We start from the raw sequence: 25908 nt of genomic DNA on the forward strand, positions 1-25908 counted from the left end.
CGGAGGCTCAACGAACCGGGAAGGTCGCGTCCAGTGCCGCGGCGAGGTCGGCGACGAGATCGTCGGCATCCTCGAGTCCCACCGAGAACCGCAAGTGTCCCCACTCGCGGAACGGTTGGGGGTAGGCGGCGACCCGCGGCCCGTCGGCACCGACATGCACGATGAGCGACTCGTCGTGACCCAGTGACACCGCCGAGGTGATCGTCGTCAGCGCCGAGACGAAGCGGTTCTGGGTGGCCGGATCGCCGCGGACCGCGAACGCCATCATGCCCCCGAAGCCGCGACCGCCGAATTGTCGTGCCGCGAGGTCGTGTTCGGGGTGCGACGCCAGTCCCGGGTAGCGCACATAGGCGACACGCGGGTCCTCGTCGAGGAAGGCGGCCACCCGCTCGGCGTTGCGTTGGTGCTGAGCGAACCGCAGCGGCAGGGTGATCGCGCCGCGCGCGATCAACCACGCATTGAAGGGCGAGATCACGCCGCCGACGTCGACCATCGCCTGCTCCCGGATCTGTGAGATCAGTTCCGGCCGGCCGAGCACGGCACCACCCATCGCGTCGCCGTGGCCGTTGATGTACTTGGTCAGCGAGTGCACGACCAGGTCGGCGCCGTCGGCGAGCGGGCGGTACAGCACGGGTGGGGTGAAGGTCGAATCGACGAGCAGCAGCGCGCCGGCGTCGGAGGCGATCTGCGCGAGAGCGCCGATGTCGGCGACCTTGGTCGTCGGGTTGGCGATCGTCTCGGCGATCAGCATGCGGGTTCCGGGGCGCAGGGCGGCGCGGGTCGCGTCGAGATCCCCGACATCGACGAAGGTGGCCTCGATCCCGTACTTCCGCGGCAGCAGATCCGACCACAGTTTCCAGGTGGCCTCGTACGTCGTGTCGGATACGACGACGTGGTCACCCGCGGACAGGAAGGTGAAGAACACGGCGTGGAGGGCGGCCACCCCCGAGGCGAGGACGACGGCGTCGTCGGCTTCTTCGAGTGCGGCCAGCTTGTCCTGCAACGCAACCTGGTTGGCGCCGGTGTTGCGCGTGTAGAACAGCTGCTCGGTGCCCGACCAGCTCATCGTCTCGGGTTCGGGCGGCAGGTGATACGAGTTCGCCATCGTGATGGGAGTCCGCACCGACGGGCCCGACGAGTCGTTCCCGGCATGCACACTGCGTGTCATCTCACCCGTCACGGATGAACTCCCATCGGTTCCTCGGTACGTGCCCCGGTTCGACTCGGGCCGGTCCGGTCCGCCTCCGATTGGTCGTCGACGAGCGGTCCGGCTCCCCGGCCGGCGTCCGACGTCTCCGGGGTGGGTACGCCGGGCCCGGGTCCCGGGGTGATCTCGGGTCGGTGCGGACGTATCAGGCGAACCGCCCGAACCGGGAGCTTGTGCAGTTTGTCGACGTGGGCGAAGTAGCGGAACTCGGCCCAGCCCCAGCAGGTGGCGAACACCAGCAGCGCGACGGCGTCCATCGTGACCGTGTCCCACGGGCGGTGCGCGATGTGGATGGGGACCACGACGAGCGCGATCGCCTGGATGACATAGGAGTCGAGGCTGCGGGTCCCGGTCATGACGAGTGGACGCAGCCAGTCGTGATGCCACCACTTGAGTAGTAGCCGGAAGAGCCCGTAGACGGCCGGGATCGCGAGATACGCGCCGATCGCCCGGGCCGGACGGAAGTCGAGTTTGTCGGCGACGTACGGCTCGAGGTGCGCCCAGGGGCCGTAGTCGATGCCGAAGTGGAAGAACAACGCCACCGCGAGGGCGACGGCGACGATCGCGACGAGCCACCGGTCGACGAACTCCGGCACCCGCCAGCGCGACCAGTTCCAGCCGATGACCAGGGCGGGGACGAACATGATCTGCCAGCCGGCGACGTTCTGGATGTGCGGGGCGGCCTGATAGGCGCTCAGGTAGAACCACCCGGGGGAGTAGATCAGCGAGAACACGTAGAGACCCAGCGAGGCGCCGAGAACCCAGACCCACCAGCCCCGGCGCAACAGCGGAAAGAGTCCGAACGCGGAGATCAGCAGAACCATGTAGAGCAGCAGGATGTTGCCGCCGCTCGGCAGGTACTGCATCGTCAGCGCGAGCCAGATGCCGTCGCCCCAGCCGTCGACCGGCAGCAGGAGCGTCAGCCAGCGGTGGCCGGCCAGGGCGGCCGCGACCGCGACGAGCGCGATGGCCAGCTGGCACAGATAGAGCACGATGATCCGCTTGGCCAGTCGCTTGTAGGCGAAGGCGAGGCCGTGACGCGTGACCCACCGTTGGTAGACGAGGCCGAGGACGATTCCCGACAGCATCACGAACGCGGACATGCCGTCGACGTAGGGATAGGCGTGAGTCGGAGTGGCCAGCGTCGATTCATGCGCGAAATGCGCAGTGATCATGCTCCAGATCGCCACCCCACGGGTGGCGTCGATGGCCAGGTCTCGTTTCATTGACTTGCACGATAGACAGCACCGCGGCCCGGGGGCATCCCGGGCCGCGGCGAGTCGTGATGAGTTCTGCTCAGGTGTAGAGGTCGGCGATCGCTTCCTTGTGCGCGTCGTGGATCACGTTGCGCTTGAGCTTCATCGTCGGGGTGAGCTCACCGGTGTCGATGGTGAAGTCGGTGTCGAGGATGGAGAACTTCTTGATCGCCTCGGCGTTGGAGACCTTGGTGTTCGCCTCCTTCACCGCGGCGTCGATCTCCGCCTTGAGGTCGGCGTTCTCGACCAGGTCCGAGATCGGGGTGTCGGCGGGCAGCCCGTGACGGTCCAGCCAGCCGGGCACGGCCTCGGCATCGATGGTGATGAGCGCCGCGATGAACGGCTTGTTGTCGCCGACGACGAGGCACTGGCTCACCAGCGGGTGCGCCCGGATGGTGTCCTCGAGCTGGGCCGGGGAGACGTTCTTGCCGCCGGCGGTGACGATGAGTTCCTTCTTGCGGCCGGTGATGAACAGGTATCCGTCGTCGAGCGTGCCGATGTCTCCGGTGTGGAACCAGCCGTCGCGGATGGCGTCGTCGGTGGCGGCCTGGTTCTTCCAGTACCCGCCGAACACGACCGGTCCCTTGAGCAGGACCTCGCCGTCCTCGGCGATGGCGACGGTGACGCCCGGGATCGGTCGGCCGACCGAGCCGACCTTCTGGTTGTCCTCGTTGTTGGCGGTCACCGCAGCCGTGGTCTCCGACAGTCCGTAGCCCTCGTACACCGGGATGCCCACGCCGCGGAAGAAGTGACCGAGGCGCGCACCGAGCGGGGCGCCACCGGAGATCGCGCCCTCGCACTGGCCACCCAGGGCGTCGCGCAGCTTGCCGTAGACGAGCTTGTCGAAGACTGCGTGGCGGAGCTTCAGGCCGAGTCCGACCTTGCCGGCCTCGATCGCCTTGCTGTATTCGATCGCCGTGTCGGTGGCCTTGTCGAAGATCGACCCCTTGCCGCCGTCGTAGGCCTTCTGCTTGGCGGAGTTGTACACCTTCTCGAACACGCGGGGCACCGACAGCACGTAGTTCGGCTTGAACACGCCGAGGTCGGCCACGAGGTTCGTCAGATCATTGGTGTGTCCGAGGACCACGCCGTTCTCCACACAACCGACCGCGACGACGCGGGCGAAGACGTGTGCCAGCGGCAGGAAGAGCAGCGTCGACTTGCCCTCGCGCATGCCGGCGCCGACCGCGTCGCGGGTCGCGGCGGTCTCGGCCAGGAAGTTCGCGTGGGTCAGGAGCACACCTTTCGGACGTCCGGTGGTGCCCGAGGTGTAGATCAGCGTGGCGGCATCGGACGACAACGCGTTCGCATGACGCTGGTCGAGGTCGGCATCGGCGATCTTCGCGCCGCGCTTGGTGACCGTGGGGAGCGCGTGCTCGTCGATGACCAGGGTTTCCTTGAGGGTCGCCGTCTCGTCGATGACCCGGAGGTGGCGGGTGTAGTGCTCATGGTTCTCGACGAACAGCAACGTGGCGCCGGAGTCCTCGAGGATCCACTGGACCTGGTCGGGCGCGGAGGTCTCGTAGATCGCGACGGTGCACGCTCCGGCGCGCCAGATCGCGTAGTCCAGGACGGTCCACTCGTAGCGGGTGGAGCAGAGGATCGCGACGCGGTCCCCGGGCTGCACGCCCGAGGCGATGAGACCCTTGGCGACCGCGTCCACCTCGTCGGTGAAGTGCTTGGCGGTGACGTTGACCCATTGGTTGTGCGAGCGCTTGCGGAAGAGCGGCATCGTTGGGCGCTCCGCGCGGTAGCGCAGGATCGTGTCGACGGTCGTCGCCTTGTCGTCGATCGTGAGATCGGACGGGGTGGCGTACTGCTGCTGCATGGCACTCCTGAGACGGGAGAACAAATGGACATTCCGGACATCGGTATGCGTGTGACCGGGGCCGATGGCCGGATGAGTGGCACTGACAGTACCAGTATTCGTGGGATGCATCACACCGGTCGACAATCGTGGTTCATGCCCTGCTCACGGGGCCGATGCGACCTCGCACGGGCACGATGCCGACTTTCTGGTGGAGGGCCACTACAGTTGAGGGCGATGAATGAGACTTCCGCCGCATGAGTACTTCCGATCACGGCGAGCACGACGCCCCGGCCGACCCCTCTGTCGGCTCGTTCGACGACCTCGAAATCGATCCGCGGGTCCGCGCCGCTGTCACCGATGTCGGCTACGAGACGCCGTCGCCGATCCAGGCGGCCACCATCCCGACCCTCCTGTCGGGGCGCGACGTGGTGGGCCTGGCGCAGACCGGCACCGGTAAGACCGCGGCCTTCGCCATCCCCATCCTGTCCCGGCTGGACACCTCGGCGCGGACGCCGCAGGCCCTGATCCTGGCGCCGACCCGAGAACTGGCCCTGCAGGTCTCCGAGGCCTTCGGCCGCTACTCGGCGCACATGCCCGAGGTGAAGGTCCTGCCGATCTACGGCGGGCAGTCCTACGGCGTCCAGCTCGCCGGTCTGCGTCGTGGCGCGCAGGTCATCGTCGGCACCCCTGGGCGCGTCATCGATCACCTCGACCGCAAGACCCTCGACATCTCGGGACTCGAGTTCCTCGTCCTCGACGAGGCCGACGAGATGCTGACGATGGGCTTCGCCGAGGACGTCGAGCGCATCCTGGCCGAGACCCCGGACACCAAGCAGGTCGCGCTGTTCTCGGCGACCATGCCCAGTGCCATCCGCCGTCTCGCGCAGAAGTACCTGAACTCTCCGCAGGAGATCACGGTCAAGTCGAAGACCGCGACCGCGCAGAACATCACCCAGCGCTATCTGCAGGTCTCCCACCAGCGCAAGCTGGACGCACTGACGCGGTTCCTCGAAGTCGAGACCTTCGACGCCATGATCGTGTTCGTGCGCACCAAGCAGGCGACCGAGGAGCTGGCCGAGAAGCTGCGTTCCCGCGGATTCTCCGCGGTCGCCATCAACGGCGATCTCGCCCAGGCGCAGCGCGAACGAACGATCAACCAGCTCAAGAACGGTTCGATCGACATCCTCGTCGCGACCGACGTCGCCGCGCGCGGACTCGACGTGGACCGCATCTCGCACGTCGTCAACTACGACATCCCGCACGACACCGAGTCGTATGTGCACCGCATCGGCCGCACCGGGCGTGCCGGCCGGTCGGGCAATGCGCTGCTGTTCGTCTCGCCGCGCGAACGTCACCTGCTCCGCGCGATCGAACGCGCCACCCGGCAGACGCTCACCGAGATCGGCCTGCCCAGTGTCGACGACGTCAACGCCCAGCGGGTGGCGAAGTTCGCCGACTCCATCACGCAGAACCTGTCGTCGGAGAACCTCGACCTGTTCCGCGGGCTGATCGAGAACTACGCGCGGGACAACGATGTCACGATGGCCGACATCGCCGCAGCGCTGGCACTCGAGACGCGGGACGGCGGGTTCCTGATGACCCCGGACCCGCCGCAGTCCGAGAAGCGCCCGGAGCGTGAGCGTGCTCCGCGGCGCCCCGGCGCGAGCTTCGCGACGTACCGGATCGCCGTCGGCCGCAAACACAAGGTCTCGCCCGGCGCGATCGTCGGTGCCATCGCCAACGAGGGCGGCCTGACCCGCGCCGACTTCGGCAACATCAGCATCCGCGACGACTTCAGCCTCGTCGAACTGCCCGACGACCTCGACAACGAGACCCTGTCCAATCTGCGGCACACGAAGATCGGCAAGAATCCGATCGACATCCGCAAGGACATGGGGTCGCCGCGCACACGTGGTGGCGCGAAGCGCGGCGCCGGAGGTCATGGAGGCGGACGAGACGGTCGTCGCGGTGACAGCTGGGGCAAGCGTCCGTCGCCGCGCGTGGCCGGCCGCGGTCGTCATTCCTGAGCCGTCGGCGCCCATCTACCAGAAGATGCGCACAATTGCGCAGTTCTGAGAGCTGCGTGAGAAAACTTGTCAATTCGAGATCGTTCCGTAACCTGGTCAGCGGGGGTCATCCAAGCGCGGATCATCACGCGGTGGTCGACGCGAGCGTGATGAGACACGGATATTTCTAGCAACAGGATTGGTGAGTCACCGGTGTCAGTGGTGAATGCGATTTCAGCAGCAGAGGCAATGAGTCACAGCCGCGAGGGGAACGCGGTCGTCGTGGATGCACGTCCGCAGGTGATGCGGCATCAGGGCAGCCTGCCGGGTGCCCTCGTGGTCGATCCCACCGAGGTGCCGACGCGGTTCGCCCCCACACCCTCGGGCACCTTTCCGGTCATCCGTGACCGCGACACCGAGATCGCCGTGGTGTCGGTCCGATCGGAGGCCCCGCGGATCGCCGAGCAGATCGCCGAGTGCGGCTACACCAACGTGCGCTACGTCGATGGCGGCTACCGCGCGCTGCGTTCCCGCACCAACGGCTGAGACGCCGGTTGGTGATCCGACGCCGTCCCGCGCGACTGCGCGGGTTCCTCTGACCAGCGTCTTGTAGCGTAGGAGTCGCCGGCCACGAGAGGAACACATCGGTATGCAGGATGACGCTCGCGAGATGCTGCGCGATCAGGTCACCCGGCTGATGACGTTTCTGGCCGACCTCGTCCGGTCCCGCTCCGGTGACGTCCACGACATCACCGGCCATCCCGGTCACGTCTGGGTCGGTCCGTCCACATCGGTGCCCGTGCGCTCGAATGCCCTTCCAGGCCAGGTGGTGGTGGAGCTCGAGCACGAGGCGGCCGACGCCGGGTCACCGGATGCTGCATCTTCCCGGCTCGGCGCCCTCGTCGACGCGCTTGTCGACAATCCCGAGGAGCTCGAGCTCGTCGTCGCCTCAGCGCTGGTCACGGTACGAGATGCCGCGGACGACGACGCCGCGCCGATCGTCCGGGAGCACCTTCTCACCCAGGCGCTCGTCGTCGATCGCGACGAGGACGACACGATCCGGCTGTCCCTCGGCGCGGGTTCGTCGCCGGCCGTGCACGACACGCATCTCCTGGCCGCGGTGGACGGACTCGATCTCGCGGGAGCGGTCAAGATCCGCGGCAAGTTGTCCGCGCAGACCTCTGTGCTGTCTCCGAAGACCACCGAGCTGGTGGCCGAGTGGCGCGAGGCGATCGATGTCGACACGGCACGGGTGAGCCTCGAGGTCGAGGCCCGGCCGGCTGTTGTCCTGCGCCGCCGAGGGGTGGAGAGCTCGCTCGCCTTCTACGATGCCATCATCGCCGACCTACGGGACGAGAGCTCGGAGGTGCCGGTCGGACTGGCGCAGCTCGTCCGGCCGATCGAGGCCGCCGACCGACTCGCCGCACTTCGGGCGCCCGGCGTTCTCGAGCCCGCGGAGCTGGTCGCCGATGCGCTGTTCCCGCTGCCGTCCAACGTCGAACAGCGCGACGTGCTCGCCCGGCTCGGCGCCGACAGCGGCGTGGTGGTCGAGGGTCCGCCCGGCACCGGTAAGACACACACCATCGCCAACGTGATGTCGGCGCTGCTGGCGAAAGGTCAGCGCGTCCTGGTGGTGAGCGAGAAGGCTCACGCGCTCCACGTGCTCCGGGACATGCTGCCGCCCGCGCTGCGGGCACTCACGGTGTCGATCGCCGATGTCTCCCAGGACAGTTCCGAGGGCATTGTCGACGCGGTGACCGAGCTCGCCGAACGCAAGGCGTCATTCACCCCGGGCGTCGCGGACGCCGAGATAGCAGACCTGGCTGCACGCCGGGATCACGCTCTGCGGCAACGAGATCAGACTCTGCGCGAACTGTGGGACCTGCGTGCGGACGAGACCGAGATCCACGAATGGGTCGCGGGGGACTACCGCGGCTCTCCGGCGCAGATCGTCCGACGGGTACGGGCCGACGCCGCCGCGTTCGACTGGCTGCCGGGTCCGGTCCACGGCGCCGTTCCGCCGCTGGACTCGGCCGAGTTCGTCCGGCTGGCGGAGTTGCTCGCGAGCACCGGGGGCTCCGATTCACGTCTCACGCAGCGCTTCGTCGACCTGAAAGACCACTTGCCCGAGCCGGGGGAGATGGACGCGATCTGCGATCGGATCGCCGCCCGGCCCCGCGAGCCGATGGCCGGTGCCGGGACACTGATGTCCGTGCTCGACGGGGTCGACAGCGCCCGGCTGGTCCGGATCAAGGACATCTGCGATGACCTGGCGGTGGCCTCCGGCGAGGTGGCCTCGTACCCGGATCCGATCATCGACATGGCTGACCGGCTGCTCGCCGGGAGAGCCGCACATCTGTGGTCGCGTGTGACGACGTTGTCGCCGGTCATCGCCGAGGCGGCTCGCCGGGATCGTGACCTGGGTGCGCACACCGTCGTCGTCGACGGGAACCGGCCCGGGGACGCCGCACTGTTCGACGCCGCTGCCGACTACCTGCGCGACGGCGGACAGTGGCGGGGACGGTTGCGTCGTTCACCCCAGCAGCGCGCACTGGAAGACGCGCCGGTCCGGGCCACGGTGGAAGGTCGCCCGCCCCGGGACGAGGCGACGCTCCGCCGGGTCGCCGATCACCTCACCGTCGTCGACGCGACCCACCAGGTGCATCGCATCCTCGCGGACCTGCACGTCCCGGTCGACGCCTCGGGCTCGCGGTCGGCACAGCTCGACCACCTCGTCCGCCTCGACACCCAGCTGACATGGATCTCGCGGCTGCTCACCGGGCGCGAACACCTGGTGCGGGAACTCGAGGCGGTCAGTCCTGGCGGGCCGAGGCCGCGCACCGTCGCCGAGGTGGCCGAGGTCGCTCATCAGGCGCGATCGGTCGCCGCTGCCAACGACGCGGTCCTCGCCGAGCAGGAGCTCGCCGACCATGTGTACGGACTGACGACCGAACTCGAGAAGGGGCCGTCTCCGGAGGGGGACGCGCTGGTCTCGGCACTCGGCACGGCCGACCCGTCCGCGATCCGGGACGCGCGCCGCGCGTTCGCGGCCGCCGCGGCCGAGGCCGAGCAGCAGAACGCCCTCGAGTTGCTCGGACTCCGACTGCGCAGCCGCGCACCCGAACTCGCGAAGACCATGTGGGCGAGCGCGCGGGATCCGATCTGGATCGAGCGCGCTCGGGACATGGGTGCGGCGTGGGCATGGCGGTTCGCCCACACGTGGGCACAGGACCGTAGTGATCCGTTCGCCGAGGACCGGTTGCAGTCCTCGCTCGACGCGATCGAGGTCGACATCGCGTCCCTGACCACCCGTCTCGCGTCCGCGCGTGCCATCCGGGAGTTGCTGGCGCGCACCACCGCCGGCGAGCTGCAGGCCGTTCAGTCCTATCGCGACCACATGATCAACCTGGGCAAGGGATCAGGCAAGCACGCCAATCGCTTCCGGCGCGCGGCGCGCGAGGCCATGGTGGAGGCGCAGAACGCCGTCCCCGCCTGGATCATGTCGATCAGTCAGGTGGCCGAGACGCTGCCGCCGCGCCGCAACTCCTTCGATGTGGTCATCGTCGACGAGGCGTCGCAGGCCGACATCACGAGTGCCTTCCTCCTCTGGCTGGCGCCGCGGGTGATCGTGGTCGGCGACGACAAGCAGTGCGCGCCCGCCGGTCTGGGCGGCACCACACTCGATTCGGCGTTCGCCGAGCTCGATGCCGCGCTGCCCGATCTGCCGACCTACCTCCGCGACGGGCTGACGCCCCGGTCGAGTCTGTTCTCGTTGCTGCGCAGCCGATTCGGCAACGTCGTCGGTCTGCGCGAGCATTTCCGGTCCATGCCGGAGATCATCGAGTTCTCGTCGCGCCAGTTCTACGGCTCCGCGCCGCTGATCCCGGTGCGCCAGTACGGTTCCGACCGGCTCGAACCGCTGCGGGCGGTCGCGGTCGAGGGGACCGCGACGGGAACCGGCAACGGTGTCACCAACGACGCCGAGGTGGCCGCGATCGTGGAGGCCTTACGAGGTTGTCTGGCCGATCCGGCCTACGACGGACTGGACTTCGGCGTGATCGCGTTGCAGGGCGTCAAGCAGGTCGAGGCGATCGAGAAGGCGCTACGCGCCGAGATCGACTCCGACACCTGGCGTTCGCGGCGTATCCGGGTCGGGTCCCCGCCGGACTTCCAGGGCGACGAGCGACGCGTGGTCTTCCTGTCGATGGTCGTCTCGGACGCCGGCGCGATCTCGGCGCTGAGCCGGGCGGAGTCCCAACGCCGAGTCAACGTCGCGGCGACGCGTGCCATGGACCAGCTGTGGCTGTTCCACTCGATCGGTCTCGACGAGTTGCGGCCCAACGATCTTCGTTACTCGATGCTGTCCTATGTCACGGCCAACGAGGGACCCTCGATCGGGGCGATGCCCAGTGACGTCCCCGACGATCGCCGCGTGCCCCCGTTCGACAACCTCCTCGAGCAGCGGGTGTTCAACCGTCTGACGGCACTCGGCTATCACGTGAGCCCGAAGGTCACGGTCAACAACCGGGTCGTCGATCTGGTCGTGTTGGGGGCCGACGCGCGCATGGCCGTCGAATGCGATGCCGACGAGTTCGCCGGGACCGGGCAGCAGGCACGGTCGGATCTGGAGCGTGAGCGTGAATTGCGCCGCTGTGGTTGGCAATTCGTGCGAGTGCGGGAGTCGGAGTTCGAACTCGATCCCGATCGCGTCCTGGATCACGTCGCGACCGTCCTCGACGAGCGCGGATGCAAGCCGGGTTCGCTCGTGGCGGTGCAGAATCAGGACAGCGCGGTGCGGGACGCCGTCAGGTGGCAACCGATCGACCTCACCGCGGGGGAGTGACGCACCTCTGCCGCCGGGCCCGCCGACGCCGTCGGTCAGCCGAGTGATCTGAGCAGCGCGGGCAGGCCGACCGCGGCCGGCATCCGCAGGCTGTGGGTCACGACGTCGGAGAGAGCGGACGGCGCGGGGTTGAACTCGATGACCGGGATGCCCGCGCGAACCGCTCGTTCGGGCAAAGCCGCCGCCGGGTACACGATCCCGCTGGTACCCACCACGAGCACCACCTCCGATGCGCGAAACGCCTGATCCGCACGCTGCCAGTCCGATTCGGGCAGTGCTTCGCCGAACCAGACGATGCCGGGCCGCACGGCCCCACCGCAGCGCGGGCAGGTGGGCGGGACCACACGGGGGTCGTCCGACGCCGCGCCGGGCTGGTCGTCGGCAGGATCGGGGCGCGCACCGGGTCCGTCGTAAGGGGTCCCGCAGACCGAACACCTGGGGGCGAACAAACTGCCGTGCAGATGGCTGACGACGTCGCTACCGGCCCGTTCGTGGAGGTCGTCGACATTCTGCGTCACGACCATGACGGTGCGTGAGGCGGCGAGTTCGGCGAGTGCGAGGTGGCCGGCATTGGGTTGCGCGGCAAGCACTTCGCGGGCGCGCCAGCGGTACCATCCCCAGACCAGTGCCGGGTCACGTGCCCACGCCTCGGGGGTGGCGAGTTCGGCCGGGTCGAACTTCTCCCACAACCCGGTCTGGACGTCCCGGAAGGTCGCGATGCCGCTCTCGGCCGACATGCCCGCGCCGCTGAACACCGTGATCCACTCCGCGTGGCGCACGAGGTCGGTGACCGCGGCCGGGATCGGTGTACCGGAGTCCGCGCCGGGCGGCCCGGCGAAGGTCATCCGGCGGACTCGATGCAGGCGCGGACCAGGGCGGCGGTCTCGTCGGGGTCGGAGTCGCGGCGGACGAGGAAGCCCTTGGCGAAGCTGAGCTTGTCGCCGTCGTGCCGGGGCACGACGTGCAGATGGGTGTGGAATACGGTCTGGAAGGCTGCTCGGCCGTCGTTCACCGCCAGGTTCACACCGTCGGCCGACATCGGCCCGGTCTTCATGGCGGTCGCCAGTCGCTGGCCGGCGCGGAAGAGCGCGGCACCGATCGTCGGGTCCAGGTCGTCGAGGCCGGCGGAGTGGACGCGGGGTACGAGAAGGGTGTGTCCGCGGGTGATGGGCCGGATGTCGAGAAAGCCGACCACGTCGTCGTCGGAGTAGACGATGCGCCCCGGGGATGTGCCCGCGACGATGGCGCAGAAGATGCAACTGCTCATGCGGCCGACTCTAGGTCACTCGCTGTCCGATCACGTCGGGTCACGACGCGCGGCGGGTGCTTCACATCACATAACGTTTCCATAACGGTTGACCGAGCGAAGACTCGGCCATCGGCATACCGCCGGGTATGTAGCCTGGCCTGGCGCTTTTCGGACCCTTCCCATGCCGGTTGACATGGTCCCCTAAGTTACCGGCGCGGTTACTGGCCGGTATACCGACAGGTCACCGCCAAACATGAGGGTTCCCTCACTTTCGTGTGTCATCATAGGAGTCACGTTCACGCCGACGCCGGCTCCCGACGAGTCGGTTGTCGTCAATGCTGTTGTGCAGCAGGCGTGTTCATTTGTTGTACCAGCTAGCTCGGCCCGGCAGTGTCGCCATGGCGGCCGGTCGTGCGCGCGCCGTCGACGAGTCCTTTCACGGCAGCGCACGAAAACCGGGTGCTGACAGCGTTTCTCGTGACCGACGCGAGATCCACACCAACTGCACAACACCCCCGACATCTACCGCACCTACACACTCCGCAAATCCACACTCTGAGACCGACCACCACAGAGGAGTATCCGTGACAGTCGACCAGTTCCGCTCCGGCTCGCAGGGCGCCGCCAACGCAGAACGCCCCACCACCACGCTCATCGAGCGGCTCACGCAGGGCGAGCCCTATGCGATCAGCTTCGGCGGGCAGGGCGGCGCGTGGCTGCCCACGCTGACCGAGCTGGTCGTCGACGCCGACCTCGAGCACCGTGTCGCCACGATCGTCGACGCCGCCGAGCGTCTGGTCGAGCCGGTCGCCGACGAGCTCGTCGTGGCACGCGTGTCCGGGTTCCACCCGCTCACCTGGGTCCACGCGCACGACGCGGGAGACGACGTCCCCGCCGAGGCCGCTCTCGCCGACTTCACCCTCTCCGGCCCGGGTGTGCTGCTCACCCAGCTCGCCGCCGTGGAGGCGCTCCGCAAGCAGGGTCTGGACACCGCCGTGCTCCCGCCGAATGCCGTGGTCGGGCATTCCCAGGGGTCGCTGGCCACCGACGCGGTCGGCGCCGAGGGCCGGATCGCCGAGTCCGGTCAGGGTCTGCTGCTGGCCGTGGCGCACCTCATCGGTGCCGCCGGCTCGCTGATCGCGCGTCGCCGCGGTCTGGGCGTGACCACCGACGGCACCCCGATGCTCGCCCTGGCCAACATCAGCCCGGCTCGCGTCGACGAGATCCTGGCCCGGTACCGGGACGGTCTGCACGAAGACGATCTGGCGACCGCGCCGGTCGTCGCCATCAAGAACAGCCGCACCGCGGTCGTGCTGTCCGGCGCGCCGCGGCACCTCGCCGCGTTCGCCGCCCTCTGCGAGCGGATCGCCGCGACCGAGGCCGACGAGCGCAAGCGCAGGGTCACCGGTGGGGCACCGTTCGCGCCGAAGTTCGACCAGCTGCAGGTGTCGGTCGCGTTCCACCACCCCGCGATGGCCGAGGCCGTCGAGCTGGTCGGCCAGTGGGCCGATCGCTGCGGCATCGACCGGGACCTCGCCACCCGTCACGCCCATGACATCCTCGTCGGCCACGTCGACTGGGTCGCGTCGGTCGACGAGATCGTCGCCGGCGGCGCCAAGTGGGTCCTGGACTTCGGTCCCGGGGACATCGCCACCCGTCTGACCGCATCGCTCGTCCGCGGGCAGGGCGTCGGACTGGTTCCGGCGGCCCTGCGCGTCGGACAGCGCAACCTCTTCAGCCCGGGCGGCGTCCCCGAGGTCGCCACCCCGTGGTCGCAGTTCGCACCGACCCTCGTCGAGCTGCCCGACGGCCGCACCGTCGTCGAGACCTCCTTCACCCGCCTCACGGGTCGTTCGCCGATGCTGCTCGCCGGCATGACGCCGACGACAGTCGACCCGGCCATCGTCGCCGCCGCGGCCAACGCCGGGCACTGGGCGGAGCTGGCCGGCGGTGGTCAGGTCACCGAGGAGATCTTCGCGCGCAACATCGCGACCCTCACCGACCTGCTCGAGCCGGGCCGCGAGGCGCAGTTCAACGCGCTGTTCCTCGACCCGTATCTGTGGAAGCTGCAGCTCGGCGGCAAGCGCATCGTGCAGAAGGCGCGTGCGCAGGGCGCCCCGCTCGACGGCGTGATCGTCTCCGCCGGTATCCCCGAGCTCGAGGACGCCGTCGCGCTCGTCGACGAGTTCGTCGAGGCCGGACTGCGTTTCGTCGCCTTCAAGCCCGGCACCGTCGAGCAGATCCGGTCCGTGGTGCGCATCGCGGCCGAAGTGCCGCACCACCCGATCATCGTCCAGATCGAGGGCGGCCGCGCCGGTGGCCACCACTCGTGGGAGGACCTCGACGACCTGCTGATCGCGACCTACGGTGAGCTCCGCGCCCGCCCCAACGTCGTGATCTGCGTCGGCGGCGGCATCGGGACACCCGAACGCGCCAGTGAATACCTCACCGGCACCTGGGCGGCCGCCCACGGCTACCCGGCCATGCCGCTGGACGGCATCCTCATCGGCACCGCGGCGATGGCGGCAAAGGAGGCGACGACCACCCCCGAGGTCAAGCAACTCCTCGTCGACACCGTCGGTATCGACGAGTGGATCGGTGCCGGTCACGCCACCGCCGGAATGGCCTCGGGCCGTTCCCAGCTCGGCGCCGACATCCACGAGGTCGACAACACCGCGTCGCGCTGCGGCCGGTTGCTGGACGAGGTCGCCGGTGACGCCGAAGCCGTGTCGGCCCGCCGCGACGAGATCATCGCCGCGATGGCCGACACCGCGAAGCCGTACTTCGGCGACGTCGCGGCCATGACCTACCGCGAGTGGCTCGACCGGTACGCGGCACTGGCCGTCGGCGACGCCCGCGGTGAGCAGGTCCCGTGGGCCGACATCACCTGGCAGCAACGCTTCGTGGAGATGCTGCAGCGCACCGAGGCGCGCATGCATCCCCAGGACTCCGGGCCCATCCCGACGATGTTCGCCGAGGTCGCCGCTGCCGCCGATCCGCATGCCGCGATCGACGCGCTCGGCAGCGTGTACCCCGAGATCGACACCGACGTCCTGCATCCCGCCGACGTCGCGTTCTTCCTCGAGCTCTGCCGTACCCCCGGCAAGCCCGTCAACTTCGTGCCGGTCATCGACAAGGACGTGCGCCGCTGGTGGCGTAGTGACTCCCTGTGGCAGGCGCACGACCCGCGCTACGGCGCCGACGCCGTGTGCGTCATCCCCGGGCCGGTCGCCGTCGCGGGCATAACCCGTGTCGACGAGCCCGTGGGCGAGCTGCTCGACCGCTTCGAGGCGCAGGTCGCGGCCGACCTGCAGGCCGCGGGGGAGCGCCCGTCTGCCGTCGCCTCCCGGCACCGCGCCGGATTGGCCGAGGAAGCCGGTGTGCTGACCGCGGTGCTGGAGTCCGACGACGTGAGCTGGGCGGGCCGGATCGTGGCGAGCCCGATCGCGCTGCTCGGCGATCGCGACGCCTGGACCGTGGTCGGACCCGAGCGGGCCGAGCACGCCGTCAGCGGAGCGTTCCTCGAGCAGGTCGCCGCCGATTCCGATTCCGACGCCGCCCGTTTCGACCTCGTCGTCCCCATCTCGGGCGCCTCCGTGCGCATCCCGCTGCTGGCCGGTGAGAGCCTGCGCGACGGTGGTTCGCCGCTGGTCGGCCTCGCCGACGCCTCGGACGCGATGCGCGAGATCCTCACCGTGGCCGCCGGCGGAAGCCTGGCCGAGGTGAACGACGGTGCGTCGGTCACGACTGTCTCCTGGCAGCCCGATTCGGTCGCCGACCACGCCGCGGTGACCGGTTTCTCGCTGCCGCCGCACCTGCGTCCGACGACCCCGACCGCCCCGTTCGGTTTCGCGGTGCCCGACACGCTCGTCGGCGCCTGCTGGCCGAGCGTGTTCAGCGTCATCGGCGCCGCGCGGACCGATGCCGGTGACCCGGTCGTCGAGGGTCTGCTCGACCTGGTCCACCTCGACCACGCGATCGCACTGACCGGTGAAATTCCCTCCACCGCAGCCGAACTCACCGTCACCGCGCGCGCCGGCGCAGTCCGTGACGCCGAGGTGGGTCGGGTCGTGGAGGTCTCGGTGCAGATCGCCGGGCCGTCCGGCCCGATAGCGACGCTCGACGAACGCTTCGCGATCCGTGGACGCCTGGGCGCGGCCGAGCTCACCGACCCGGCCCGGGCCGGCGGTGCGCCCGTCGCCGAGCAGCCTGCCACCCGCAAGCTGATCCGGACCGCCACCATCACCGCGCCGAACCGGATGAACGGATTCGCCGTCGTGTCCGGTGACCGCAACCCCATCCACACCGACACGGCCGCGGCGAAGCTCGCCGGGCTCGGTGACCCGATCGTGCACGGGATGTGGCTGTCCGCGGCCGCCCAGCAGGTCGTCACCGCGACCGACGCCAAGAACCCGACGCTGTCGCCTCGTCCGCTGATCGGCTGGACCGCCCGCTATCTCGGCATGGTCCGGCTCGGGGATCGCATCACCGTGCGCGTCGACCGCGTGGGCCTCGACAACGGCCGCGAGGTCGTCGAGGTGAGCGCCAAGGTCGGCGACAACCTGGTGATGAGCGCGACCGGCCTCCTCGCCGCGCCGCGGACCGTCTACGCCTTCCCCGGCCAGGGCATCCAGAGCAAGGGCATGGGACTCGACGCACGTTCGCGGTCGAAGGCCGCGCGCAAGATCTGGGACCGCGCCGACAAGCACACCCGTGCGGCACTGGGCTTCTCGATCCTGGCCGTCGTCCGCGACAACCCGACCACCCTCGTCGCCAACGGGACCACCTACAACCACCCGGACGGCGTGCTCTACCTGACGCAGTTCACCCAGGTGGCAATGGCCACGCTGGGCGTCGCGCAGATCGCCGAACTCAAGGAGTCCGGCGGCTTCGTCGAGGGCGCCATCACCTGTGGTCACTCGGTCGGTGAGTACAACGCGCTCGCCGCGTGCGCCGGCGTCCTCCCGCTCGAGGCCGTCCTCGAAGTCGTGTTCCAGCGCGGCGAGGCAATGCACCACCTCGTCCCGCGAGATGAGAAGGGGCGCAGCGACTACCGGATGGCGGCCATCCGGCCGAGCCAGTTCGGTCTGGCCGACGCCGAGGTCACCGGTTTCGTGTCCGGCGTCGGCGAGCAGGCCGGGGAGTTCCTCGAGGTCGTCAACCTCAACCTGCTCGGCTCGCAGTACGCGATCGCCGGCACGGTTCGTGGCCTCGAACTCCTCGAAGCCGAGATCGACCGCCGCCGCGCGGAGTTCGGCGGCAAGCGCGCCTTCATCCTGATCCCCGGTATCGACGTCCCGTTCCACTCCAGCGTGCTGCGCGCCGGCGTGCCGGAGTTCCGCGGCAAGCTCGCCGAGCTGCTCCCGGCCGACATCGACATCGACATCCTGGTCGGCCGCTACATCCCGAACCTGGTGCCGCGCCTGTTCAACCTCGGGCGCGACTTCGTCGAGGAGATCGCGGCACTCGTGCCGTCGGATCCGCTGAACGAGGTCCTCGCCGACTGGGATGCCTGGGAGGCGACTCCGAGCGAACTCGCCCGCGTGATCCTGATCGAGCTGCTCGCCTGGCAGTTCGCGAGCCCGGTGCGGTGGATCGAGACCCAGGAACTGCTGTTCAGCGGTCCCGAGCGGAACGGGCTGGCGGTCCAGCGTTTCGTCGAGATCGGTCTGAAGGGCGCCCCGACGCTGTCGGGTCTGGCCACCAACACCCTCAAGCTCGACGACTACGCCGCGGCCACCACCGAGGTGCTCAACGTCGAGCGCGACACCGACACGATCCTGGCCAAGGACGCCGGGCACGAGCCCGACGAGGACGAGCTCGACGTTCCCGCAGCGGCCGAGACGTCGGCGGCGGACGCGGCTCCGGCCGCCGCGGCGGCGCCCGCGCCTGCTGCTCCCGCGGCACCGGCGGCACCCGCCGCCGGCCCGCGTCCCGACGACATCGCGTTCACGCCGTCGGATGCGGTGAAGTCCGTGATCGCGCTGTGGACCAAGATGCGCGTCGACCAGATCGGGTCCGCGGACACGATCGAGGCGCTCTGCGACGGTGTGTCGTCGCGTCGTAACCAGCTGCTCCTCGACATCGGCGGCGAGCTCGGACTCGGCGCCATCGACGGTGCCGCCGAAGCCGACATGACCGCGCTGTCGTCGACCGTGGAGACCCTCGCCCGTGGCTACCGGCCGCTGGGTGCGGTGCTCACCGATGCGGTCAGCGACCAGGTCCGCAAGGTGCTCGGCCCGCTGGGTAAGCGCCAGAACTACATCACCGACCGCGTGTCGGGTGTGTGGCAGCTGGGTCCGGGGTGGGGTCTGCACACCACCGTCGCGCTGGCGCTGGGCACCAGGGACGGCGCGTCCGTCCGCGGCGAGGCGCTGGGCAATCTGCTCGACGGCCCGCTGACGAACACCGATTCCCTCGACGCCCTCATCGACAAGGCCGTGTCCGCGGTGGGTGCGGTCAAGGGCATCCCGGTCGGCAAGCCGGCCGCCGAATCCGGTGGTGGCGCAACGGTCGACGCCGCGGCGCTGGGAGAGTTCACCGAGCAGATCACCGGCCGGTCCGGCGCGCTGGCCTCGGCCGCGTACACCCTGCTGGACAAGCTCGGACTCGCCGAGGTCGCCGATCTCGCCGAGGCCGCGGCCGACCCGAACGCCGAGCTCGCCGAGCTGGTCAGCGCCGAACTCGGGTCGGACTGGGCCCGTACGGTGGCGCCGGCCTTCGACGCGGCCAAGGTCGTCCTCATCGACGACCGGTGGGCAACCGCCCGTGAGGATCTCGTCCGACTCTGGCTGACCGACGAGCAGGACCTCGACGCCGACTTCGACACCATCGTCGGCGGGTTCGCCGGAGCCGGTGACACCGTCGCCGACCACGCCACCTGGTGGCAGGGCAAGGCCCTCGCGAACGGAAACGCCGTGCACGGCCGCGTCTTCGGCGCGATCGCGCACGCTGCGGAGAATCCCGAGAAGGGTGCCTACAGCCGCGAGATCGCCGTGGTGACCGGTGCCAGCAAGGGTTCGATCGCCGCCGGCGTGGTCGCCGGGCTGCTGGCCGGCGGCGCGACCGTGGTCGCCACGACGTCGCGCCTGAACTCCGACCGTCTCGCCTTCTACAAGAAGCTGTACCGCGAGAACGCCCGGGCCGGTGCCGCGCTGTGGATCGCCCCGGCGAACATGGCGTCGTACGCCGATGTCGACGACCTCGTCGGCTGGCTCGCGGGGGAGCAGACGGAGAACCTCGGTGGCACAACGGCAGTGGTGAAGCCGGCGATGAAGCCGACGCTGCTGTTCCCGTTCGCCGCACCTCGGGTCGCCGGTGATCTCACCGACGCCGGCGGTCGCGCCGAGCTGGAGATGAAGGTGCTCCTCTGGTCGGTGGAGCGGCTCATCGGCGGTCTCGCCGACGTCCATTCCGATCACGACATCGCCGCCCGCGTGCACGTCGTGTTGCCCGGTTCGCCGAACCGCGGCATGTTCGGCGGCGACGGTGCCTACGGCGAGAGCAAGGCCTCGCTCGACGCGCTCGTGCAGCGCTGGTCGGCCGAGGAGTCCTGGGGTTCCAAGACGACGCTCGCCCACGCCCTGATCGGCTGGGTTCGCGGCACCGGGCTGATGGGTCACAACGACGGGATGGTCGACGCGGTCGAGGCGGCGGGTGTGCGCACTTGGAGCACCGACGAGATGGCGGCGAACCTGCTCACGCTGTGCAGTCCCGAGCAGCGGTCGGCCGCGGTGAGTGCGCCGATCCTGGCCGACTTCACCGGCGGGCTGGACAGCTCGACCGACCTCAAGGCGCTCGCGGCCACCGCGGCGGCGACCGCCGAGGAGTCCGCGGACACCGACGAGGAGTCGGCGACGACCGTCGCGGCGCTGCCGGCACCGGCGCGCGCCCCGAAGGCGATGCGTCCGCAGTGGCCGTCGATCGATGCCCGACCCGAGGACCTCGTGGTCATCGTGGGTGCCGGCGAGCTCGGCCCGTTCGGTTCGGCCCGCACCCGCTTCGAGATGGAGGTCGACGAGAAGCTGTCGGCCGCAGGCGTTCTCGAGCTCGCCTGGAACACCGGACTGGTGCACTGGGATTCGGCGCCGAAGCCGGGCTGGTACGACACCGCGTCCGGAGACCCGGTGCCGGAGAGCGAGATCGCCGAGCGGTACCACGACGAGGTCGTCGCCCGCTGCGGTATCCGCCGCTACGCCGACGACGGGGCGATGGTCGACAACACCTCGCCGCTGCTGACCTCGGTCTTCGTCGACGAGGACCTGACCTTCACGGTCAACTCCGAGGCCGAGGCGCGAGCATTCGCCAGTGCCAACCCGGAGAAGACCCGGGTCACGCAGAACGCCGACGGCGACTGGCAGGTCACCCGGTTGGCGGGCACCGAGATCCGCGTTCCGCGCCAGTTCGCGCTGACCCGGACCGTGGGCGGGCAGATCCCGACCGGTTTCGACCCGACCCGCTGGGGTGTCAGCCCCGACATGGTCGAGTCGATCGACCGGGTCGCCCTGTGGAACCTGGTGGCCACGGTCGACGCCTTCCTGTCGTCGGGCTTCACGCCGAGCGAACTGATGCGCTGGGTGCACCCCGGTCTGGTCGCCAACACGCAGGGCACCGGTATGGGCGGCATGACCTCCATGCGCGACCTGTACGTCAACACCCTGCTGGGCGAGGCCAACGCCAACGACATCCTGCAGGAGGCCCTGCCGAACATCGTTGCGGCACACGTGGTCCAGTCGTATGTCGGAAGCTACGGCGCGATGATCCACCCGGTGGCGGCATGTGCGACCGCCGCGGTGTCGGTCGAGGAGGGCGTCGACAAGATCCGCCTCGGCAAGGCGCTGTTCGCGGTGGCGGGCGGCTTCGACGACCTGGGTATCGAGGGCATCGTCGGCTTCGGCGCGATGTCGGCGACCGCCGACTCGGCGAAGATGACCGCGCGTGGCATCGACGATCGCCGGTTCTCGCGTGCCAACGACCGCCGACGCGGCGGGTTCGTCGAGTCGGCCGGCGGCGGCACGATCCTGCTCGCCCGCGGCGATGTCGCGGCCGAGATGGGTCTGCCGGTGCTCGGTGTGGTCGCGTGGGCGCAGAGCTTCGGCGACGGTGTGCACACCTCGATCCCGGCTCCGGGTCTCGGTGCCCTGGGCGCGGCTCGCGGGTCGCTGTCCTCGCCGCTGGCACGTGCGCTCGGTTCGCTCGGCGTCAGCGCCGACGACGTGGCGGTCGTGTCCAAGCACGACACCTCCACCAAGGCGAACGATCCGAACGAGTCCGAACTGCACGAGCGGCTCGCGGCGGCCATCGGCCGCGGCAAGGGCGCACCGCTGTTCGTGGTGTCGCAGAAGTCGCTGACCGGTCACGCCAAGGGCGGCGCGGCGGCCTTCCAGCTCATCGGCCTGTGCCAGATCCTGCGCGACGGCGTGATCCCGCCCAACCGCAGCCTCGACTGTGTCGACGACAAGATGGCCGAGTACCCGCACCTGGTGTGGCCGCGGGAGACGCTGCAGCTCGGCGAGCGGTTCCCGCTCAAGGCCGGCCTGCTGACCAGCCTCGGCTTCGGTCACGTGTCCGGACTGATCGCGGTGGTGCACCCGGAGGCGTTCATCGCCTCGCTGAACCCGGAGGAGCGCGACGCCTACCGTCAGCGCGCCGACGAGCGGACCCGCCAGGGCAGTCAGCGCTTCCTGCAGTCGATCTGCGGTGGCGAGCCCGCCTACCAGCGACCGCCGAACCGTCGCTTCGACGAGTCGGTCGACGAGCACGACGCCGAGGCGGGCATGCTCCTCGACCCGCAGACCCGTCTGGACGGCGCCGACGTCTACGTCGCCGGTGAGCCGGTGGCGGGTGGTCGGTGACACCCGGTGACGCGAACGGCGCGAGTGACTCCCAAGGGATGAGCGTGCTCGGTGTGGGCATCGACATCGTGTCGATCCCGGAGTTCGGCGAGCAGCTCCGGCAGCCGGGTACGACGTTCGCCGACCGGTTCACGGTCGGCGAGCGTCGGGACTCGGCCGCCGGGACCGGCGACGACGCCCGGCATCTGGCCGCCCGCTGGGCGGCCAAGGAGGCCGTCGTGAAGGCGTGGTCGGTGAGCCGCTTCTCGCGGTCTCCGCTGCTGCCGCTGATCCGACACAGCGACATCGAGGTCGTGACCGACACGTGGGGCCGTCCGGCCATCCGCCTGTCCGGCGAGATCGGCGAGCATCTGCGCGACACGACCGTGCACGTGTCGCTGACCCACGACGGGGACACCGCTGCGGCGGTGGCCATCCTCGAGGGCAGGTAGCCCGCACGGCTCTCAGACCGTCGTCGACTCCTCGAGCAGCAGATAGCCCGCGAGCATCCGCTTGAGTTCGGCGACGGTCTCGTCGTGGTCGTGGCCGTCCTGTACGGAGAAGCTCAGCAGCGAGTAGGCCGTGTGGACGAGCACCTGGGACATCATCTCGCGGCGTTCGCGCTGCGACGGCGTGAGCGGCGCGATGATCCGCGCGACCTGTTCGGCGAGCACCCGTTCGTTCAGCGACGCCGTGGCGCGGGTCGCCGGTGTCGACTGGACGGCCAGCCACACCGCCCGCCGCGACGGGTCGGTGCGCCACAGGGCCGCCAGGTGATCGAGGAACTTCTCGAGCAGGCTGGGCCACTCCAGGGACGGCACCTCCGAGGAGAACGCCGTGAGTTCCTCGCGGACGTCGACGGTGTCCTGGCGGTCCAGCTCGCACACGATGACGTACTTGTTCGCGAAGTACTGATAGAGCGTGCCGATGGGGACCTCGGCCCGGGTCGCGATCTCCTCGCAGGTCAGCGATTCGAACCCGACGTCGATCAACAGCTCGCGTGCTGCTTCGAGCATCGCCTGGAACTTGCGCTTGCTGCGTTCCTGAGTGGGCCGCTTGCGCGGCACCAGCGGTTCGGCGGACTCGGGCATCGGGGCCGGCTCAGACGGACAGGTCGCGGCGCAGCTTGGCGACGTGTCCGGTGGCCCGGACGTTGTACTGCGCGAGTTCGATCGTGCCGTCGGCGTCGACCAGGAACGTCGACCGGATGACGCCGGTGACGGTCTTGCCGTACATCTTCTTCTCCCCGAATGCGCCCCACTCGGTGAGCACCTTCTTCTCCGGGTCGCTGAGCAACGGGAACGTCAGGCCCTCGGCCTCGACGAACTTCGCCAGCTTCGCGGGCTTGTCGGGGGAGATGCCGAGGACCGCGATCCCGGCCTCGTTCAGCTCGCCGAGGTTGTCGCGGAAATCGCACGCCTGCTTGGTGCACCCCGGGGTGGCCGCTGCGGGATAGAAGTAGACGACGACCTTGCGGCCGGCGTAGTCCGACAACGAGACCGGGTCGCCGTTCGCGTCGGGCAGCGTGAACGACGGCGCCGTGTCGCCCACGGACAGTCGGGTGGTGGTCTCAGCCATGAGAGCCAGGCTAGTGCATGGCGACATGCCCGGATGCCGGGATGTCGTAGCATCGAGACGCTGCCATCTGGCGGTTCGTCCCCGGCGCCGAGAGGTCGTGCGGCGGCCGGGAAGTGAGAAGACCAACGAGAAGCGCCGGAAGGATGCAACGTGGCCGGAGATACCGAACGTATCGAGCAGGACATCGCCAAGGCCCGTGAGGACCTCGCCAGTACGCTCGACGCGCTGGCCGAGCGCGCCAACCCCCAGCGGCTCGCCGACGACGCCAAGTCCAAGGCCCTCGCCACGCTGCAGACGCCCGCGGTGAAGTACGCGATCGCCGGATTGGGTGCGCTGGTGGTGCTCATCGTCGTCCGCAAGGTCACCGCCAGGTGATCCGGTGATCCCGCCGGTGGGGACAGGGACTCGTCCGCGCAAGCCCGTCGGGCGGCAGAAACCGCGCCGACCAGGCGATTTCACTTCTGCCGCGCGGGTCCTGTAAGGTTCCATCTCGCACCGGCAAGCGCCATTAGCTCAATTGGCAGAGCAGCTGACTCTTAATCAGCGGGTTCGGGGTTCGAGTCCCTGATGGCGCACAGAGTTTCAAGACGCCTCGCATTCAGCGGGGCGTCTTGTGTCATCTCAGAAGGTTTTCGGTCGCGCGCGGGTGCTTGATGAACAGCAGGTGAACGTCCGGCGTTTCGCGTGCGCAACACGCCACTCGAACGGATGACCGGCGAAGCGTTCGGTGCGATTTCTCGTACACTGGTCGGCGACATCGGGTTCGGAATGTCCGGTTCGGCGGTTCGGGGTTCAGGTGTCAGGTTTTCACAGGTTGCGGGGCAGCGTGACCGGCCGGTTCGGGGTCGGGACGCCGACAGGCGGGAGTGAGATGGGGATGGGCCGTACTCGGCGGATGCCGCTGATCATCAGCGGGGTGATGTTGGCGATCGTCGCGCTGGTGACGTCGTGCACGCAGGAAGCGTCGTACTCCGACAACGTCAGCAGTTCCAGTCTTTTCGACGACCTGCTCAAGCCGGGTCTCGAGATCACCGAGTGGGCCGAACGTCCCCTGAACGACAACGCCGTCGGCGTGCAGCCCGGCGCGCCCATCAAGGTGAAGACCAGCGAGGGCACCATCAGCCGGGTGCTGATCAAGAAGTCCGACGGCACTCCCGTCAAGGGCACCCTCGCGGACAACGACACGGTGTGGGTCAGCGACGAGGCCCTCGGCTACAACCGCACCTACACGCTGGAGACCGACGCGGTCGGCATCGGCGGAGCGGTCACCAAGAAGGTCACGTTCACGACCAGCAGTCCCAACAACCTGACGCAGGCGTACCTGACCCCGAGCCCCGGCGAGACCGTCGGCATCGGGCAGCCGGTCGCGGTCAAGTTCGACGAGCCGATCGCGGATCGTCGTGCGGCGCAGCGCGCCATCCGGATCACCACCGATCCTCCCGTGGAGGGCGCCTTCTACTGGATCAGCCCCAGCGAGGTCCGGTGGCGGCCGGCGGAGTACTGGAAGCCGGGCACCAAGGTGCGGGTCGCGGTCAACACCTATGGCATCGACCTCGGTGACGGACTGTTCGGCCAGGAGAACGTGCGTACCAACTTCACGGTGGGACGCTCGATGGTCATCACCGCCGACGACAACACCAAGCAGGTCGTCTTCGAGCGTGACGGCAAGGTCATCCGGAGCATGCCGACGTCGATGGGCAAGGCAGGCGACGAGACCGACAACGGCGTCTACCTGATCGCGGACAAGCACGACCACATCATCATGGACTCTTCGACCTACGGTGTGCCCGTCAACTCGTCGAACGGCTACCGCACCCCGGTCGACTACGCGACCCGGATGTCCTACAGCGGCATCTTCTTCCACTCCGCACCGTGGTCGGTGTGGGCGCAGGGCAACACCAACACGAGCCACGGCTGCCTGAACCTGAGCCCGGAGAACGCGCTGTGGGTCATGGAGAACACCCTGCGCGGCGACCCGGTGGTCGTGAAGAACACGACCGGCGGAACCCTGTCGGGCACCGACGGACTCGGTGACTGGAACATCCCGTGGTCGGTGTGGCGCAAGGGCAACGCCGACAACGCCTGACGCCAGACAGTTCCCGGACGCCACCGAACCCGCATCGCGG

Annotated in this window: 14 protein-coding genes and 1 tRNA gene; 8 read left to right on the forward strand and 7 right to left on the reverse strand. The window is 69.2% G+C overall.

The genetic code is table 11. The features are described 5' to 3' along the window. Nucleotides 1–7: 7 nt before the first annotated feature. The 3 genes from AMD30_RS03615 to AMD30_RS03625 form a co-directional block, all read right to left on the reverse strand. The gene (locus tag AMD30_RS03615; RefSeq protein WP_051129770.1) at nucleotides 8–1168 is read right to left on the reverse strand and encodes a trans-sulfuration enzyme family protein; all 1161 of its coding nucleotides are present in this window, start codon (nucleotides 1166–1168) and stop codon (nucleotides 8–10) included. Nucleotides 1169–1176: 8 nt separating this feature from the next. After that, nucleotides 1177–2433, reverse strand: a complete 1257-nt coding sequence (gene opgC, locus AMD30_RS03620; protein WP_010841683.1) for an OpgC domain-containing protein — start codon at nucleotides 2431–2433, stop codon at nucleotides 1177–1179. A gap of 70 nt (nucleotides 2434–2503) precedes the next feature. Further along, nucleotides 2504–4291: an AMP-dependent synthetase/ligase gene (locus AMD30_RS03625; RefSeq protein WP_010841682.1), complete on the reverse strand. Its 1788-nt coding sequence runs from the start codon at nucleotides 4289–4291 to the stop codon at nucleotides 2504–2506. Nucleotides 4292–4527: 236 nt separating this feature from the next. Here AMD30_RS03625 and AMD30_RS03630 point away from each other — a divergent pair, with 236 nt between their 5' ends. From AMD30_RS03630 to AMD30_RS03640, 3 genes are all read left to right on the forward strand, one after another. After that, complete coding sequence (locus AMD30_RS03630) at nucleotides 4528–6300, forward strand: DEAD/DEAH box helicase (protein WP_010841681.1); 1773 nt, start codon at nucleotides 4528–4530, stop codon at nucleotides 6298–6300. Between the two features lie 192 nt (nucleotides 6301–6492). Continuing rightward, nucleotides 6493–6825: a rhodanese-like domain-containing protein gene (locus AMD30_RS03635; RefSeq protein ID WP_014926391.1), complete on the forward strand. Its 333-nt coding sequence runs from the start codon at nucleotides 6493–6495 to the stop codon at nucleotides 6823–6825. 103 nt (nucleotides 6826–6928) lie between these two features. Then, a complete protein-coding gene (locus tag AMD30_RS03640) occupies nucleotides 6929–11122 on the forward strand; it encodes an AAA domain-containing protein (RefSeq protein ID WP_010841679.1) in 4194 nt (1397 codons plus the stop codon). A 35-nt stretch (nucleotides 11123–11157) separates the two neighbouring features. Here AMD30_RS03640 and AMD30_RS03645 read toward each other — a convergent pair whose 3' ends face one another. Together AMD30_RS03645 and AMD30_RS03650 are read right to left on the reverse strand one after the other, a co-directional pair. Continuing rightward, entirely contained in the window at nucleotides 11158–11967 is an 810-nt protein-coding gene (locus AMD30_RS03645; protein WP_010841678.1) for an SIR2 family NAD-dependent protein deacylase, read from the reverse strand. Continuing rightward, nucleotides 11964–12389, reverse strand: coding sequence for an HIT family protein (locus tag AMD30_RS03650; RefSeq protein WP_010841677.1), 426 nt, complete (start codon nucleotides 12387–12389; stop codon nucleotides 11964–11966). The genes AMD30_RS03645 and AMD30_RS03650 overlap by 4 nt, the downstream gene beginning before the upstream one ends. A 566-nt stretch (nucleotides 12390–12955) precedes the next feature. Between AMD30_RS03650 and AMD30_RS03655 the strand changes: the two genes are divergently transcribed. Continuing rightward, a complete protein-coding gene (locus AMD30_RS03655) occupies nucleotides 12956–22225 on the forward strand; it encodes a type I polyketide synthase (protein WP_055474731.1) in 9270 nt (3089 codons plus the stop codon). Between the two features lie 38 nt (nucleotides 22226–22263). Next, complete coding sequence (gene acpS / locus AMD30_RS03660; RefSeq protein ID WP_055474732.1) at nucleotides 22264–22656, forward strand: holo-ACP synthase AcpS; 393 nt, start codon at nucleotides 22264–22266, stop codon at nucleotides 22654–22656. Nucleotides 22657–22668: 12 nt separating this feature from the next. Here the strand turns inward: acpS and AMD30_RS03665 are convergent, their stop codons facing one another. Continuing rightward, a complete protein-coding gene (locus AMD30_RS03665; RefSeq protein ID WP_055474733.1) occupies nucleotides 22669–23295 on the reverse strand; it encodes a TetR family transcriptional regulator in 627 nt (208 codons plus the stop codon). A gap of 10 nt (nucleotides 23296–23305) precedes the next feature. Then, complete coding sequence (bcp, locus tag AMD30_RS03670) at nucleotides 23306–23782, reverse strand: thioredoxin-dependent thiol peroxidase (protein WP_055474734.1); 477 nt, start codon at nucleotides 23780–23782, stop codon at nucleotides 23306–23308. A gap of 150 nt (nucleotides 23783–23932) precedes the next feature. Here bcp and AMD30_RS03675 point away from each other — a divergent pair, with 150 nt between their 5' ends. The 3 genes from AMD30_RS03675 (at nucleotide 23933) to AMD30_RS03685 (ending at nucleotide 25868) form a co-directional block, all read left to right on the forward strand. Next, complete coding sequence (locus tag AMD30_RS03675) at nucleotides 23933–24157, forward strand: DUF3618 domain-containing protein (protein ID WP_055474735.1); 225 nt, start codon at nucleotides 23933–23935, stop codon at nucleotides 24155–24157. Between the two features lie 127 nt (nucleotides 24158–24284). Next, nucleotides 24285–24357 (forward strand) — tRNA-Lys (locus AMD30_RS03680). 296 nt (nucleotides 24358–24653) lie between these two features. After that, nucleotides 24654–25868 (forward strand): L,D-transpeptidase, encoded by a 1215-nt coding sequence (locus tag AMD30_RS03685; protein ID WP_193748562.1) that lies wholly within the window; start codon nucleotides 24654–24656, stop codon nucleotides 25866–25868. Nucleotides 25869–25908 lie beyond the last annotated feature (40 nt).

Source organism: Gordonia sp. HS-NH1, assembly GCF_001418765.1.
Classification (GTDB): domain Bacteria; phylum Actinomycetota; class Actinomycetes; order Mycobacteriales; family Mycobacteriaceae; genus Gordonia.

Bases quoted from the DNA above. Each gene is read 5' to 3' on its own strand.
- bcp (WP_055474734.1), bottom strand. From the start codon at position 23,782: ATGGCTGAGACCACCACCCGACTGTCCGTGGGCGACACGGCGCCGTCG.
- opgC (WP_010841683.1), bottom strand. From the start codon at position 2,433: ATGAAACGAGACCTGGCCATCGACGCCACCCGTGGGGTGGCGATCTGG.
- AMD30_RS03615 (WP_051129770.1), bottom strand. From the start codon at position 1,168: ATGACACGCAGTGTGCATGCCGGGAACGACTCGTCGGGCCCGTCGGTG.
- AMD30_RS03640 (WP_010841679.1), top strand. From the start codon at position 6,929: ATGCAGGATGACGCTCGCGAGATGCTGCGCGATCAGGTCACCCGGCTG.
- AMD30_RS03645 (WP_010841678.1), bottom strand. From the start codon at position 11,967: ATGACCTTCGCCGGGCCGCCCGGCGCGGACTCCGGTACACCGATCCCG.
- AMD30_RS03665 (WP_055474733.1), bottom strand. From the start codon at position 23,295: ATGCCCGAGTCCGCCGAACCGCTGGTGCCGCGCAAGCGGCCCACTCAG.
- AMD30_RS03685 (WP_193748562.1), top strand. From the start codon at position 24,654: ATGGGGATGGGCCGTACTCGGCGGATGCCGCTGATCATCAGCGGGGTG.
- AMD30_RS03630 (WP_010841681.1), top strand. From the start codon at position 4,528: ATGAGTACTTCCGATCACGGCGAGCACGACGCCCCGGCCGACCCCTCT.
- AMD30_RS03625 (WP_010841682.1), bottom strand. From the start codon at position 4,291: ATGCAGCAGCAGTACGCCACCCCGTCCGATCTCACGATCGACGACAAG.
- acpS (WP_055474732.1), top strand. From the start codon at position 22,264: ATGAGCGTGCTCGGTGTGGGCATCGACATCGTGTCGATCCCGGAGTTC.
- AMD30_RS03650 (WP_010841677.1), bottom strand. From the start codon at position 12,389: ATGAGCAGTTGCATCTTCTGCGCCATCGTCGCGGGCACATCCCCGGGG.